This is a genomic window from Paenibacillus terreus, from assembly GCF_042138595.1.
Lineage (GTDB): Bacteria > Bacillota > Bacilli > Paenibacillales > Paenibacillaceae > Paenibacillus > Paenibacillus terreus.
Genome location: NZ_JBHIRX010000004.1, coordinates 95138 through 109527, shown reverse-complemented (window position 1 = coordinate 109527; position 14390 = coordinate 95138). Strand labels below are relative to the sequence as shown.

Annotated in this window: 14 protein-coding genes; 11 read left to right on the top strand and 3 right to left on the bottom strand. The window is 45.9% G+C overall.

Going from position 1 to position 14390, the window contains the following annotated elements; all coding sequences use genetic code 11:
• Positions 1–148 precede the first annotated feature (148 nt).
• The gene (locus ACE5KN_RS09665; protein WP_375525338.1) at positions 149–1351 is read right to left on the bottom strand and encodes a hypothetical protein; all 1203 of its coding nucleotides are present in this window, start codon (positions 1349–1351) and stop codon (positions 149–151) included.
• 171 nt (positions 1352–1522) lie between these two features.
• Here ACE5KN_RS09665 and ACE5KN_RS09660 point away from each other — a divergent pair, with 171 nt between their 5' ends.
• Together ACE5KN_RS09660 and ACE5KN_RS09655 are read left to right on the top strand one after the other, a co-directional pair.
• Complete coding sequence (locus tag ACE5KN_RS09660) at positions 1523–1660, top strand: hypothetical protein (protein WP_375525339.1); 138 nt, start codon at positions 1523–1525, stop codon at positions 1658–1660.
• Positions 1661–1813: 153 nt separating this feature from the next.
• The gene (locus ACE5KN_RS09655; protein ID WP_375525340.1) at positions 1814–2266 is read left to right on the top strand and encodes a VOC family protein; all 453 of its coding nucleotides are present in this window, start codon (positions 1814–1816) and stop codon (positions 2264–2266) included.
• Between the two features lie 69 nt (positions 2267–2335).
• Here ACE5KN_RS09655 and ACE5KN_RS09650 read toward each other — a convergent pair whose 3' ends face one another.
• A complete protein-coding gene (locus ACE5KN_RS09650; RefSeq protein ID WP_375525341.1) occupies positions 2336–3208 on the bottom strand; it encodes a helix-turn-helix domain-containing protein in 873 nt (290 codons plus the stop codon).
• A gap of 334 nt (positions 3209–3542) precedes the next feature.
• On the opposite strand from ACE5KN_RS09650, the gene ACE5KN_RS09645 reads away from it, so the two are divergent.
• Positions 3543–4772: a dicarboxylate/amino acid:cation symporter gene (locus tag ACE5KN_RS09645; protein ID WP_375525342.1), complete on the top strand. Its 1230-nt coding sequence runs from the start codon at positions 3543–3545 to the stop codon at positions 4770–4772.
• Positions 4773–4793: 21 nt separating this feature from the next.
• Positions 4794–7094 carry a beta-L-arabinofuranosidase domain-containing protein gene (locus ACE5KN_RS09640; protein WP_375525343.1) on the top strand — a complete coding sequence of 767 codons (2301 nt, stop codon included), beginning with the start codon at positions 4794–4796 and terminating at the stop codon, positions 7092–7094.
• A 179-nt stretch (positions 7095–7273) separates the two neighbouring features.
• Here the strand turns inward: ACE5KN_RS09640 and nagB are convergent, their stop codons facing one another.
• Entirely contained in the window at positions 7274–8002 is a 729-nt protein-coding gene (gene nagB / locus ACE5KN_RS09635; RefSeq protein ID WP_375525344.1) for a glucosamine-6-phosphate deaminase, read from the bottom strand.
• 175 nt (positions 8003–8177) lie between these two features.
• On the opposite strand from nagB, the gene yhfZ reads away from it, so the two are divergent.
• From yhfZ to ACE5KN_RS09600, 7 genes are read left to right on the top strand one after another with little or no spacing between them, the layout of a single operon-like run.
• Entirely contained in the window at positions 8178–9095 is a 918-nt protein-coding gene (gene yhfZ, locus ACE5KN_RS09630) for a GntR family transcriptional regulator YhfZ (RefSeq protein WP_375525345.1), read from the top strand.
• 17 nt (positions 9096–9112) lie between these two features.
• Positions 9113–9454, top strand: a complete 342-nt coding sequence (locus tag ACE5KN_RS09625) for a PRD domain-containing protein (RefSeq protein WP_375525346.1) — start codon at positions 9113–9115, stop codon at positions 9452–9454.
• Positions 9455–9481: 27 nt separating this feature from the next.
• On the top strand, positions 9482–9838 hold the full coding sequence (locus ACE5KN_RS09620; protein ID WP_375525347.1) for a DUF2620 domain-containing protein: 357 nt from the start codon (positions 9482–9484) through the stop codon (positions 9836–9838).
• A gap of 30 nt (positions 9839–9868) precedes the next feature.
• Positions 9869–11164, top strand: coding sequence for a YhfT family protein (locus tag ACE5KN_RS09615; protein ID WP_375525348.1), 1296 nt, complete (start codon positions 9869–9871; stop codon positions 11162–11164).
• Positions 11165–11186: 22 nt separating this feature from the next.
• Complete coding sequence (locus ACE5KN_RS09610) at positions 11187–12119, top strand: phosphotriesterase family protein (RefSeq protein ID WP_375525349.1); 933 nt, start codon at positions 11187–11189, stop codon at positions 12117–12119.
• Complete coding sequence (locus ACE5KN_RS09605; RefSeq protein WP_375525350.1) at positions 12116–13222, top strand: aminotransferase class V-fold PLP-dependent enzyme; 1107 nt, start codon at positions 12116–12118, stop codon at positions 13220–13222. The genes ACE5KN_RS09610 and ACE5KN_RS09605 overlap by 4 nt, the downstream gene beginning before the upstream one ends.
• 4 nt (positions 13223–13226) lie before the next feature.
• Positions 13227–14390: a YhfX family PLP-dependent enzyme gene (locus tag ACE5KN_RS09600; protein ID WP_375525351.1), complete on the top strand. Its 1164-nt coding sequence runs from the start codon at positions 13227–13229 to the stop codon at positions 14388–14390.

Genomic DNA, 14390 nt, shown 5'->3' with positions numbered 1-14390 from the left:
CAAGAAACCAGTACATAATATTATCACTGAAGATAAAATGGATGTACATCCGAGAAATAATTTGAGCATTTATGGACCTCCTTCTGGAAAGAAAACATAACTCTCCTACCTGAATAAACAGGCAGGAGAGAGATTGTTTCATTAAAGATTAGAAACTATACGAAAGGTTGGTTGTGTTTGTTGAGTACCAAGTACTTCCATTAGAATAAACATTTTCATTTCTGAACTGATGACTTGCAGAGAATGAAAGAACTTTGTTTGTTGCTTGGATTAAGGCACCATGCCCCTTTGTGAAAGTATCAGAGGCAATAGCATTTCCATTATTTTTATAAATGTATTCAGTGGTTAATCCTGAAGTTTTGCTTCCAGTAGACTCTAATTTTACACTAGAAGTCCCATTCCAAGTATAATTGAAACTCAACTCAATACCTGTAGCACTTGCTGAGATTCCGACTTGAAATTGATCATTACTATCCAAACTAAGGCCAGTAGTGTTTGGTGACCAGTTTATCAATGAATTGGTACTAGAATTCGTTCTAATGTTGGATTTATAGCCCGTTGTCCAAGTAGCATTGTCATTATCGGCCACACCAGCAGGATAAATCTGTGAATCAGCTAAAACATAAAAGTGAGTTCCTTTACTGTTGGCATAAAGTATATAGTCAGTTACGGCTTTGCCTGCTACATAGTTAACTTTAGAACCACCAACTACCGTATAGCTGCCGTTAGCAGACAAAGTTTTTCGAATACTCGTTAGTATATCACCTTGTTCAGCGGCAACACTGACATTAGCAGGTGAAACGGAGCCTTTAGAGAAAAGATCATCCATGTCATCTTTAAAATCACTAATAAATGATTCTTGATTGTTAGTATTTACATAAGATTTAAAGGACTTAATTTTGTTAACAGATTCATCAATTGGTTCGTCATTTTGTAAGACTGTTATCTTACCATTGGCATTATAAAGTGCTATTAAGGTGGTCTTTGTTGGCACAATAACGTTTTTCTCACCATTGATGGTTTCTTCTTGTTCATTTAATATAGCATCAGGGTTGATTTCCTTAAATTCATCATCCTCTAAGAATAGAGGTATGTTCATTGGTTGAAAAATATTCTGATAAAGTGGAAGCTTATCAATTTCGCTACCTTCAAAAACAACTGTATTACCAGGGGTACTTAAGTGGGACTCAATAGTATAAACAGAATCAAAAACAGAAGTAATCGAGTTGTCTAAATTATAGACCAAAGTGTCTTGGTTGTTATCAGCAGCGGAGGCTGTTTGCAGATTCATAGGTGTTATCAGCGCTAATAACGATAAACAGAGTATCGATTTAAAGATCGATTTTTTCATTGAATTTCCTCCATTTATTGTAATATGTCGGCCGACACAATAATAATACCATAATTATCAAATCATTCAACCATAAATTACAAGATTTCACAAAGAAAACGATATCATATGGAAATTCGTAATAAATGTACAATTTATGAAGAATGGAGGACGAGGGAGGGGCTTATCGCCATGGGGGATCCCAGCACACAGCAGCCTTATGAATTCCGGATTACGGGATTAGACGAGATTCCGGAGGAGCTTACCCTGGTAAGAGAAGTGGTGGATAGACGCTATAAAGACCCTGATTGGTCAGTATTGCTAGAATAGCAGAAGAAACGAACTCTTTCCTACCCGGAAAAGGATTCGTTTTTTCCTTGTCATGAACTATGACAAGATGTTAATTGCTTGGAAGGGATTAGTAATTTTATTGATAAAATAAATATGAAGATGATCAGGTAATAAACATAAGGAGATAAAACTATGGCAGAAAACAAATTACTAAGAATGGACAATGTTGGCATCGTTGTAGAATCCCTTGATGACGCAATCTCTTTCTTCGAGGAGATTGGCTTGAAGCTCGAAGGGCGGGCTACCGTCGAAGGTGAATGGGCTGGTCGTGTAACCGGGCTGGGTTCACAAAGTGTAGAGATTGCTATGATGGTTACCCCAGATGGCCACAGCCGAATTGAACTTTCGCGATTTCTCACCCCACCTACTGTATCAGATCACCGAACTGCTCCTGTAAATGCCCTCGGTTATCTACGCGTTATGTTCACCGTTGAAGACATTGACGAAATGGTATCCAGACTCACAAAGTATGGTGCTCAGCTCGTTGGCGAAGTGGTTCAGTATGAGGACTCGTATCGACTCTGCTACATTCGTGGAAATGAAGGACTTCTCATCGGTTTGGCGGAACAGCTCGGCAATAAATAAGCGACGTTAAGCTCAATAAGATCGTAAAAATCAACATCAGGATTTAACATAGCCTTCCTTTTTAGAGTATTAGTTGAACCATTCATGCTGTCGCTGCTGATTGCGGTATTGCAAGGGCGTTAAAGAAGTGATCTTTTTGAACTGCTTGCAAAAGTAAGCAGCGTCGGCAAAGCCGACAAGGGATGCGATTTCCCCGACGGTGCGACGCTCTTCTTCCAACAGCTTCATTGCTTTTTGGACTCGGATGGAGAGCAGCAATTGCAACGGGCTCAGTCCGTATTTTTTCTTTACAGAGCGAATGATATGGGCCGGATGAAAGGAATACTGCGCTGCAAGCCGGTTTAGATCGAAAGCGTCCTGATAATGCAAAGAAAAGTAATCAAAAATTTCATCCGCCAATTCCTTTTCTTTTTCGTGTTCCCGTAAATCGCAGAAAATCGTCAATATTTTCAGAAATAACTGCTGGTATTCGATTTGGGATTTTGTTGATGAATAAAACAGCTTCTCATTATGATATTTATCAATTTTGACCTGGGAGATGCTGTCCATATAATTCTTCAACATTTCATGCAGGCTGTCGTCAATCCGTCCGTATTGGGGAAGCGAGATATAAAATACATCTTTTTTATAATATTTCGTTTTGTTCATTTTGTAATCCACATGAGTAATGGGATTCTCGGAATAGAAGAAATCTCCCGTCGTATAGAAATGAACCCAGGAGAAGGTCGTGTCGGAAGTGCAGGCTTTGTAGCCTTTATGCAGCTTACCGGGGGTCAAAATTAAATATTGGCCAGGCTCAATCGTATATTTGCGCCCATCTTCTTCCAGATAAAGAGCTCCTGAAAAGACAAAGATCAAGTCAAAGGTATGATCAAGAACGCGGCGTTCATGAAGATCTCCTCTCCGGAACAGCGATATTCCCCCGACGATCAGATGAGGCAAGGGAGGACAGGTGAAATGGATATATAGCAATTCTGCCACCTCAAATCAATTTTATTATATAAATCATAGCATGGAAACGCTGTCACGATCAATAAATTCCAAGCAAAAGCCAAGATTGCGGGTATTACCCACCAATCGAAAAAAATAAAAAAGCTAATAATGTTATATTTCCGATGCCAATAATATTATATTTTTTGTTTATTTCAATGATTTTAATCCCCCTGCCAGGGTGGCATACTTGTATCTATAAGACGGTCCGCTTAAAAAGTTTAACGCTTTCATTCAGTCGACGGAATGAGCCCTGACATCAAAATTTACTGGGGGGGGAAGAAGGGTGCAAGTATTAAAAAACTATAAATTCTCGATTATACTGCTTGCCGGTGTTGTACTTGGCGCGATCGCAGGCACGATTATGGGCGAAAAATCCGCTGTCCTGCAGCCCTTTGCCGATGTTTTTCTGAACATGGTATTTGTGATCATTGTGCCGCTGGTGTTTGTATCCATAGCCGGTTCTATTGCGAGCATGACCAATTTGAAAAAGCTGGGTAAAATTTTGGGCATTTTCTTTTTGGTGATCGTGGTTACGGGTATCATTACTGCAGTCTTGGCATTGATCACCGGTCTGATCTTTAATCCGGCCCTGAACGCCGAGGTCAGCTTTGGAGAGGCTGTTAAGGAGCAGGCGGCTTCATTTGATTTTGTTGGGCTGATAACTGTAAGCGATTTCGTTGAATTATTGTCCTTGAAGCATATGATGGCTCTGATTGTTTTTGCAATCTTGTTCGGAATTTCCGTAAGCTCTATTGGAGAAGAGGGGGCTCCTGTTTCCAAATTGCTTAATAGTTTATCCGCTGTGTTGAATAAAATCGTTTCTATTGTTATGCATTACGCTCCTGTGGGCATCGCCTGCTACTTCGCAACACTGATCGGCAAGGTAGGCAATCAGATTGTGTGGTCCGTTGCCCGGGCGTCCGTTATTTACGTGGTATTTTGTATCTTGTTTTTCATTCTGTTCTCCTTCTTGGTCACGTATTTTGGTGGAGGCAAAACCGGAATGAAGCGTTTTTGGAAAAATATTTGGCTGCCGCTGACCACAGCGATGGGAACCTGCAGCAGTACAGCTTGTATTCCCGTGAACAGACTGGCCGTAAATCAAATGGGCATTCCCGATGAAATCGGTGATATTATCGTGCCGCTAGGCGCAAACATGCATAAAAATGGTGTAGTCGCCGTACAAATGATCAAAATTCTCTTTATGTTTGGGATTTTCAATATGACGATGGGCACGGGAGATATGGTCAAAGCCGTTCTGGTAGCCTTGATCAGCGGCATTATTGTGGGCACGATTCCGAGCGGCGGCTTTATTGGTGAACTCTTCATCTGTACCGCCTTCGGCTTTCCGATGGAAGCGGTTCCGATCCTGGTTATTTTGGGAACCATTACAGACCCGCTGTGCACGATGGTGAATGTAACCGGTGATCCGGCCATTAGCATGGTGATTTCACGGATGATTGAAGGCAAGAACTGGATCAAGCAAAAAATAGGTGCTGTGTCACAAGCGTAAATACAGAAAGGCGGATGGGAGATGGAACTGGGGCAAAACGCCGCCGGATCGGCAAAAGCAAAAGAGATCACAGAACTGGACGGCAATGCGATTTATTTGGGAAATTTGAATACAGTAGAAGCAGATTTGAATCTTCCGCTGAAGGGCAAGTACGGTTCAACCATTCAGTGGGAATCGAAAGAGACGCTATTTATAAGTCATTCAGGCAAGGTTACCAGACCCACCTTTGGGGTAGGCAACCGGAAAGTTGCCCTTGTCGCAACGTTGACATATGAAGGAGTGGTCACCCGCAAAATCTTTGAAGCAACGGTCCTCCAGGAAGAATATAAAGCAAAGATCGTTGCGGTAAATCCGTTAAACGTGCGCACGAACGTTGGGAATCAGCCGGAGCTGCCAACTGTGGTCATTGTGAAAAATGATACCGGAGGTTATACGGTGACCCAGGTTTCCTGGGACCCGATCCATGAGGAAGATTATAAGCAAACGGGAACTTTCTCAATCCATGGGCAAGTAGCCGGAAGTCCCTTGAAAGCACTGGCCACGATTCAAGTGGTGGATAAGGCTGAGGAAACGGCCGCTTTTACCAAGCGGGTCCAAGAATTTAATGGGCACGACGTAAGGCTGGAAAAGGAAAGCGAATTTGCAGCGGCCATGGACCGTTTCCTGCAGTATGTGCGGTCTGTGGACGATGACCAGATGCTGTACAATTTCAGAGCAGCGGCGGCTTGCGACACCCAAGGTGCGCAGCCGATGACGGGATGGGACGCTCCGGAATGCAATCTGAAGGGGCATACCACCGGGCATTACCTTTCCTCTCTGGCGCTTGCTTATCATGCCACAGATTCCGGACTGCTGGGGAAAATTCGATACATGGTAGCAGAATTGGGGAAATGCCAAACAGCCATGTTTGAACAGAGGGGCTATGGCCGGGGTTTTCTGAGCGCGTATTCGGAAGAGCAGTTTGATTTGCTGGAGCAGTATACGACTTATCCGGAAATATGGGCTCCTTATTATACGCTGCACAAGATTATGGCCGGACTGCTGGATTGTTACCAGCTTGCGGGGCAGCAGGAAGCTTTGGATATTTGCGATAAGCTGGGCCAATGGCTCCACAACCGCTTAAGCCGGCTTCCGCGAGAGCAGCTGAATAAAATGTGGTCCATGTATATTGCCGGAGAATTTGGCGGAATGAATGAGGTATTGGCCAAATTATATGCCATCACCGGCAATGAAAATTATTTGATCACAGCGAAATATTTTGACAATGAAAAGCTGTTCCTCCCCATGAAGGAGAATGTGGACACACTCGGAAATATGCATGCCAACCAGCACATTCCGCAGGTGATTGGAGCGTTGAAGCTGTTCGAGGTTACAGGCAACAAGGATTATTTCGAGATCGCTGAGAACTTCTGGACGATGGTAACACAAAGTCATATTTACGCCATCGGCGGCACCGGAGAGACGGAAATGTTCAGAGAGCCTGACGCTATTGCCGGTTTTCTCAGCGATAAGACGGCGGAAACCTGTGCGAGCTATAATATGCTGAAGCTGACCAAAGAGCTTTTTCAATTTAACCCGAACAAAACATATATGGATTATTATGAGAAGGCGCTTTATAACCATATTCTCGCCTCGGAGAACAGCCAGAAAGCGGAAGGCGGAAGCACCTACTTCATGCCGCTCGCGCCCGGATCTGTCAAGAAATTTGATACACATGAAAATACCTGCTGTCATGGTACCGGTCTGGAAAATCATTTTAAATACCAGGAATCCGTCTATTTCCATGATGAAGACAGACTGTATGTCAATTTGTATATTCCATCACAACTGGATTGGAGCGAGCAGGGGCTCAGATTGAGACAGAGCCGGATTCAAGGCAGCCTGGAAGCGATCCGTTTTTATATGGAGGGCGGTACAGAATCGACCATTCTGTTCAGAATTCCCGATTGGGTATCAGGGCCCATTCAAGTCAAGATCAACGGAGAACCCCTTCGCGATCTGGAGTATGAGCATGGATATGTAAAGCTGCGCAAGGTATGGGAAAAGGATGAAATCGAACTGACGCTGCCGTGCTCTTTGAGACTGGCGAGCGCTCCCGATGACCACTCCCTTAAAAGTCTCGCTTATGGACCGTATGTGCTGGCGGCAATAAGCGGGGAACGGGATTATATCTCCTGGTCATACAGCGAGCAAGAATTTCTGGATCAAATCATTCAACAAAAGGATGCCCCTTTGACGTTTGTTCTTGATGAGACTAAGTTTGTTCCCCTGTACCAAATTCAAGATGAACGTTATCATGTGTATTTTAAACTTGCCCGCTGATTACCTTTATTGAAGTCTGCTGTGTTGAACAAAGCCGCAAAAGGCCGCTCCCGTCCTTCTTGGAAGGGTAAGTGGCCTTTTGTCGGTTCCTTCTCAACTTATTCATCTTCAGAAGGCCCGGATATGTTTTCAATTGCTCCTCAGAACGCATCTATGATGGTTATTGTAAATCCTTGCATCTATAAGAAGGCGCCCGCTTCAACATCCGTCAATATAAGAACACGGGGATGGACCTGCAGAAATGATGCCGGGCATTGCGGCGTGATGGGCCCATAAATTGCTCTTCGAAGAACTTCCGATTTTTCCTTCCCTTTGACAAGGAGCAAAATTTGTTTTGCATGCAGGATGGCCCCAATTCCCATCGTAATGGCATGTGTCGGAACGTCTTCCGAAGATGCAAAGAAGCGTGCATTGGCCGCACGTGTTGATTCATGTAGAGTAACGACATGAGTATTTCCGATCAGTTCGTTTCCCGGTTCGTTGAATCCGATATGACCATTGTGACCTATCCCCAACAGCTGCAGGTCAAAAAACGGCGATTTTTCAAGTAAAGTGTTATAGTATGCAGCGGATTGGTCGGGATCCCCCGAATTCCCGTCCGGAATAAACGTATTTAGCGGATTGATATCCACATGCCGAAAGAGATGCTCGTCCATAAAGCGATGATAGCTCTGCTCATGGTCCTTGGGCAGCCCGACATATTCATCGAGATTGTAGGTAGTTACCTGGCGGAAAGAGAGCAGCCCCTTTTGACACCTTTCGATCAGTTTTTTGTACACTCCAATCGGCGTGCTTCCTGTAGCCAATCCTAAAACCGCTTTTGGGTTTGCCTGCAGCAGACCGGCGATGATCGCCGCCCCTGTTTCGTTAAATTCTTCCTCATGGTTTACTTTAATGATATTAAACATGTTCACTCCTCCTAATGTTATATATTGTGACCTAACTACGTTCACCTCACGATTCTTATGTAAAAAAAGTTAACTTAGAAAAGCGAAAAACTATTGAACTCAATGTAACACGATGATATGATGTATGCAATACAAAATACAGAATATTGTATATTGAGGAGGTGAGACACGAGCCATGATTCAAGGATTGAACTCTAAAAGCAGCGTGGTATTAAAAAATCTTGCGGAAGAACTTCTCTTTATTGAACTGGATACCCGAATTCCCAGGATTGAGGAGTTATCCAATAAATATGGAGTAGGCCGCGGAACGATCCAAAATGTTTTGAAAAAGATGGAGGAAAGCAGCTGTATTGCTCTGGAGTCCAGAGGGCATCTTGGCACCTTCCTCCGCCATAAGAACATGGATTTGCTTCTTCAATGCTGCGGGGTCAGCAGCATCATCGGCGTCATGCCGCTTCCATATTCCCGTAAATACGAAGGGTTGGCTACGGCGATGCACGCAAGCTTCGAAAAGTTTGGCATTCCTCTGCATTGTGCATTTATGCGGGGAGCGACCATACGCTTGGATAATGTCATTGACGGCAGATATGATTTTGCATTGGTGTCCAAATATGCCGCCTTGTCAGCCATCCAAAAGTCTGACGATCTGATGATTGTAAAGGAATTCGGAAACGGCTCTTACGTTTCCCGCCATGCTGTTGTTTTTGCTGAGGAAACAAGCGGAATCCAGGATGGGATGAAAATCGGAATCGACAGCTACTCCATCGACCAACAAGTGCTGACGAACCTGGAAGTGAAAGACAAGAATGTCGAGTTTATTAACCTGAACTATATGCATTTGCTGGAGCATTTAAAAACAAAATCGATTGATGCGATGGTTTGGAATGTGGATGAAATCGACAGCAGTTCATTTTATTTGACTGAACTATCTTCTGCTGAAGCTTTGGAAATGGACAAGGAAATGAGTCAGGCCGTTTGTGTCGTAAACAAAAACAATCCCAAAATGGAGTTTATGTTTAATCAGATATCCACCGATTATGTCATGCAGATCCAGAATCAGGTGGAGCTTGGCACACTGATCCCTAAATACTGACAGGAGTGTGAAGAAAAGTGAGTGATTTGCGGGAAAGGCTTGATATTTTATTTTCAACCAGCACCATAACCCCAAGCGCCATGAAGCTGTGTGAAGCAACGATTGAAAAATTTATACATTCAGAAAATGAGAAGGATTACAGGAAGCTGATTACCCACTTGGCCATGGCCATCACACGAGTAGAGCGGGAAGAAGAACTGACCGCTCCTCCGGAGGAGATCATGCAGGAAATCAGACAGTCTTCGCATTTCCCTCAAGCTGTTGAACATGTGAAATGGATCGAGTCACAGACGGACATAGTACTGCCTGATGAGGAAAGACAGTACCTGATTATGCATTTTGTAAACGCTTCACATTAAAAAACATTCAGAAAAGAGGAGAACAACATGAAAATTGTTATTGGCGGACAAGTAGAGAAGAAAGAAATCGAGGCTTTGGTTAAACAGCATGGCGGGCCTGACGTGGAGGTCATCGTGAAATCCGATTTGGAGGCTGCAATGGCACTCAAAATGGGACAAGCCGATTATTACTTGGGTGCTTGTTATACCGGAGGGGGTGGTGCTTTGGCTATGGCGATTGCAATGGTAGGAAAGTCAAATTGCACGACGATTTCCATGCCTGGGCAGCCGCCGACACAAGAGAAGGTGGATCAAGCCATCGCTCAAGGTGCGAATGCATTTGGATTTACCGCTGACCATAAAGAGAAAGCTGTTGAACTTGTGATGAAAGCACTTACTAAGTAGGCGTACTTTTAACAATTAGGGGGACATCTTATGCTGGAAGCTTTGTTATTAATCGGGCTGGGCATTGTGACTGCCATCATGGCCAATCTGGGGATCGCTGTATTTAATGACGGTCTTAGACCCATTGTCCCTGAAAATCTAGAAGGGAGGATGAGCCGGAAGGAACTGGGCGTCACCGCTTTTGCCATGAGCTTTGGACTCGTGATCGGTTACGGTATACCCATTTCGATATCAGGCAGCATTTTGCTTATTCATAGTATTCTGCTTGGAACCGATATCATCGGATTGGCTTTTAAACGCGGAAAGCTGAGTACAGCCGCTGCCGGTGCGCTGGGCGGAGTGTACGGGGCAGGCATTTATTTCGGGCTCCAGGCAGTTGTTAAAGCCTTTGAAATGCTGCCGCTCAATTTTATTGACGGATTTAACAAAATTGGCGAGCCCGTCGTTGTCTCCTTTATGGTATTTCCCGCCTTGGCGATTGCGCTCCAATTCTCGATCAAAAAAGGGATTATCGCCTTTCTGGTGGCGGCATTGGCCAGACAGCTCGTTGTTTTCAGCAATACCAAACAGCTTATTCAAATTGACGGCACACCGGTTGTTTTGAGCCCGGAAGGGATCGCGCTTATTGTGGGAATGGCGTTTTTAATCGCGTTTGCGATGAAGGAAAAATCCGAGGATCAGAGCCTTTCCATGCTGGCCTCCATGTTCACGGACCGTGTGGCGCGAATTAAAAAGTTCTCATGGATCGTCATGATCAGCGGCGGATTAGCCGCTGCGGCCACCCATCTCCTGCTCATCGCCGGCGATCCAATCTCACTTAGTCTGCTGGCGGACGGAAAAATTTCCGAAGGCGGAATTGCCGCCTTGGCTAAAGCCATCGGATTTGTCCCCCTTATTGCCAGTACGGCAATCGCTACCGGTGTTTTTGGCCCGGTCGGATTCACATTTGTATTCGGGGTAGGCATATTTTCACCGAATCCGTTGATTGCTGCACTGCTCGGCGCAGTTGTGATTTTCCTTGAAATTCAGCTGCTGTCCAAAATGGCCAAATTTCTGGACAGGTATCCGGGTATCCGCGCTTCCGGTGAAACTATTCGGACTGCGATGACCAGAGTGCTTGAGGTTGCGCTTCTAATCGGTGGGGCCAATGCGGCTAATGCCATTGTTCCGGGACTCGGATATTTTGGAATTGCCGGCTTCTATCTGTTGAATGAAGCAGCAGGACGTCCGATTGTTCGGATGGCTGTAGGACCTGTGGGAGCTATTGCTGTCGGTATCCTGGGTAACATTCTGGTTCTGCTGGGAATGTATACACCGCCACAGTAAGGAGAGAGAAAGGAGAGAGAGAATGTACATCCAGACTGTACTTGGACAAATACAGCCGGAAGAGCTTGGCATTTGCGCCTGTCACGAGCATCTTTATGTAGACCTGAGCCGGATTAAAAAAAACGAGGACACCTGTCTGCAGGATACGGGACTTGTATTGGATGATTTGCAAAGCTTTTACGCCTACGGTGGCCGTGCGATTGTCGAGGTTACCAATGACGGAATGGGACGGGATGCAAACAAGCTTGCCGAGATCAGTAAAACCGCAAATATCCATATTATAGCCAGTACCGGATGTTATAAAGATCCTTTTATTCCCGAGGAGAAGTTGCAGTGGAACCGGGATCAATTTGCCGAATGGATGATTCGGGAAATTCAGCACGGCATTGCGGATACGGGAATCAAGCCCGGAGTGATCGGTGAGATCGGCAGCAGCCTCAACGAATTCAAACCAATTGAGACGGAGTTGTTTCACGGAGCCATCGCAGCGGCCAAAAAAACCGGTCTTCCGCTATCCACACATACGACGCTTGGAACCTGTGCGCTGGAGCAGATTGAGCTGTTTACCAGAGAAGGGATGCCGCTGAATCAGATTATTATCGGTCACCAGGATCTTAATGAGCAGGACGAAGTGGTTCTGGAGGTGCTGAAATCAGGAGCTTATGTGGCGATGGATACGATTGGCAAGGAAAACTATCGCAGCGACAAGGCTCGCTTGGAATCCATATTGAAGTTTATTGAGCGCGGTTACGAGGACCAACTGCTGTTATCGACCGATCTGACCCGAAAATCGCACCTGCGTGCGCTTGGAGGACAAGGCTATGATGTGGTACTGCGGGTCTTTGTACCTTCATTGCGAGACCGGGGGATAACGGATGCAGTCATCAACAAGCTGCTGGCAGCCAATCCACAGCGGGCATTCAGTATTAGAAAGGCTGGTGACATCTTGGCATGAGATATGAGGAATCGGTATTGAAAAACCGCTCGATGGAGCAGGCGCAGCAGCTGCAGTTTAAATTGATTGATGAAATTACTAAAGAGTTCACAGACAATGATTTTTTTCAGGTCGGAGATGTGGGGCTGCATCCGGAGTACCACAGACCGCTGGTTACCGCCCGTGTTGAAAAGGTACTGGCCCAAACGTTTGGCGGAGAACATTGTGCACTGGTACGGGGAAGCGGTACTGGAGCAATTCGGGGGATTTTAAGTGTGCTCGTTGAGCCGGGGGATTCCGTGATCGTCCATATGGCCCCGATGTACACTACGACCAAGGAAACCTTTCGTTTGATGGGACTGCAGCAGTCCACTGCGGATTTCAATGATATGAATGCTGTGGGGGAGCTGCTTGAGAAAGATCGGAGCTCCAGGGTGTTTTATGTACAGCATGCACGGCAGCAGCCAACGGATACGTACCAGCTTCAGGACCTGATTGCGTTTGTTAAAAACAAACGGCCCGATCTGCCAATTGTGGTGGACGATAACTACTGTGCCATGAAAATGCAAGGGATCGGTACGGAATATGGGGCGGACTATTCAACATTTTCAGGATTCAAGCTAATGGGCCCCCAAGGAATCGGCGTCATTATTGGCAAACGGGAAGGGATCGAGAAGCTGCATGCCCGCAACTATTCAGGCGGCGGACAGGTACAGGGATACGAAGCGCATGAGCTTCTGCGCAGCATGGTGTTTGCCCCCGTCATGCTGGCGATTCAAAACGAACAGGTGGAAAAGCTGTGTCATCGTCTGGCAAGCGGAGAAGTTGCAGGAATCAAGGAAGTTTATATTACGAATTCACAGTCGAAAAACGTCATTGTGGAGCTGGAGCAGCCGCTCGCATCAATGATTATTGAACGTGCTTCCCGCTATGGCGCGGCCACCTATCCAGTAGGGGCGGAATCCCGCTTTGAGCTGGTGCCGATGATTTATCGGGTGTCGGGGAGCTTTCTGGAAAGTCAACCAAGGCTCAAGGAGTACGGTCTGCGCATCAATCCGATGAAAGCCTCTGCAGACACGGTTATCCGCATCTTAGAACATGTTCTTCAGGAATTTAGGGGGTAACTGAATGTTTGTAGATATGACTTTAAAACGGAATGAGGGGTTGATCCGAGCGGCAATGCTCCTTCACCAGAGGGGGGAGATACCGGCCAATACGTATGTGATTGATGCGGATGGGCTTACGCATAATACCCGCGTGCTGTCCGAAACGGCGGATCGGCATGACATGAAGCTCTATTACATGACCAAGCAGATCGGGCGTGGCGGATATGCCGGAAAGCTGATTGAACAAAACGGGATCAAGCAGGCCGTGGCCGTTGATATCGATGAAGCTTACGCCCTGTCCGAAGCTGGATGCAGCATCGGCAATATCGGGCATATCGTACAGCCCGGCAAAAGCCAATGGGGGGATGTTCTGCGTCGACTCAAGCCCGAGGTGATCACCCTGTTCTCTCTGGAACGGGCCGTCCAATTGTCGCAGGCCGCTTTGGCGCTCGGGCATGTACAGGATGTCATACTGAGAGTCATCCGGCCCGGCGATGCCATTTTCCCCGGACAATTCGGGGGATTTCTGCTGCATAAGCTTGAGCAACTGCTGCCCGAGCTGCAGAAACTTAGGGGAATCCGAATTGTGGGTGTGACCAGCTTTCCTGTGTTGCAGATCAATGCGCAGAACACGGATTTTGATTTCACGTCGAATCTGGAGACACTGCTGGCTGCAGTGGAAACCCTTGAATCGCACGGCATTGAGGTAAAGCAGGTGAATGCCCCCAGTGCAACAAGCTGTTATACGATTCCGCTGCTGAAGCAGCATGGGGTTACTCATGGCGAACCTGGCCATGCGCTGACAGGCACGACGCCGCTGCATGCTTACAACGATCAGCTAGCCGAAATTCCAAGTATCGTCTATGTATCGGAGATTTCCCACATGGACGATGAGTACGCATATACAATTGCCGGTGGCTTTTATGCCCGGTCTCATATGAAACTGGCCTTATATGGTTCAACAGCGAATGAGATTACGACCCAGAAGGCGAAGGTCAGCCAAATTTCCGTGGGAAATATTGATTACTATGGTTGTTTGGAGCGGGAGCTGCCGATGAAGGTGGGGGATACAGTAATCTATGCTTTCCGTACGCAAATTTTTGTAACGAGAGCTCATGTTGCTTATGTAAGAGGGGTAAACAGCCTCAGACCGGAAATGGTTCATTTCCAGAAAAGAGGGATTTAA

Bases quoted from the DNA above. Each gene is read 5' to 3' on its own strand.
- nagB (WP_375525344.1), bottom strand. From the start codon at position 8,002: ATGTTTAATATCATTAAAGTAAACCATGAGGAAGAATTTAACGAAACA.
- ACE5KN_RS09655 (WP_375525340.1), top strand. From the start codon at position 1,814: ATGGCAGAAAACAAATTACTAAGAATGGACAATGTTGGCATCGTTGTA.
- ACE5KN_RS09610 (WP_375525349.1), top strand. From the start codon at position 11,187: ATGTACATCCAGACTGTACTTGGACAAATACAGCCGGAAGAGCTTGGC.
- ACE5KN_RS09615 (WP_375525348.1), top strand. From the start codon at position 9,869: ATGCTGGAAGCTTTGTTATTAATCGGGCTGGGCATTGTGACTGCCATC.
- ACE5KN_RS09620 (WP_375525347.1), top strand. From the start codon at position 9,482: ATGAAAATTGTTATTGGCGGACAAGTAGAGAAGAAAGAAATCGAGGCT.
- ACE5KN_RS09605 (WP_375525350.1), top strand. From the start codon at position 12,116: ATGAGATATGAGGAATCGGTATTGAAAAACCGCTCGATGGAGCAGGCG.
- ACE5KN_RS09665 (WP_375525338.1), bottom strand. From the start codon at position 1,351: ATGAAAAAATCGATCTTTAAATCGATACTCTGTTTATCGTTATTAGCG.
- ACE5KN_RS09600 (WP_375525351.1), top strand. From the start codon at position 13,227: ATGTTTGTAGATATGACTTTAAAACGGAATGAGGGGTTGATCCGAGCG.
- ACE5KN_RS09660 (WP_375525339.1), top strand. From the start codon at position 1,523: ATGGGGGATCCCAGCACACAGCAGCCTTATGAATTCCGGATTACGGGA.
- ACE5KN_RS09640 (WP_375525343.1), top strand. From the start codon at position 4,794: ATGGAACTGGGGCAAAACGCCGCCGGATCGGCAAAAGCAAAAGAGATC.
- yhfZ (WP_375525345.1), top strand. From the start codon at position 8,178: ATGATTCAAGGATTGAACTCTAAAAGCAGCGTGGTATTAAAAAATCTT.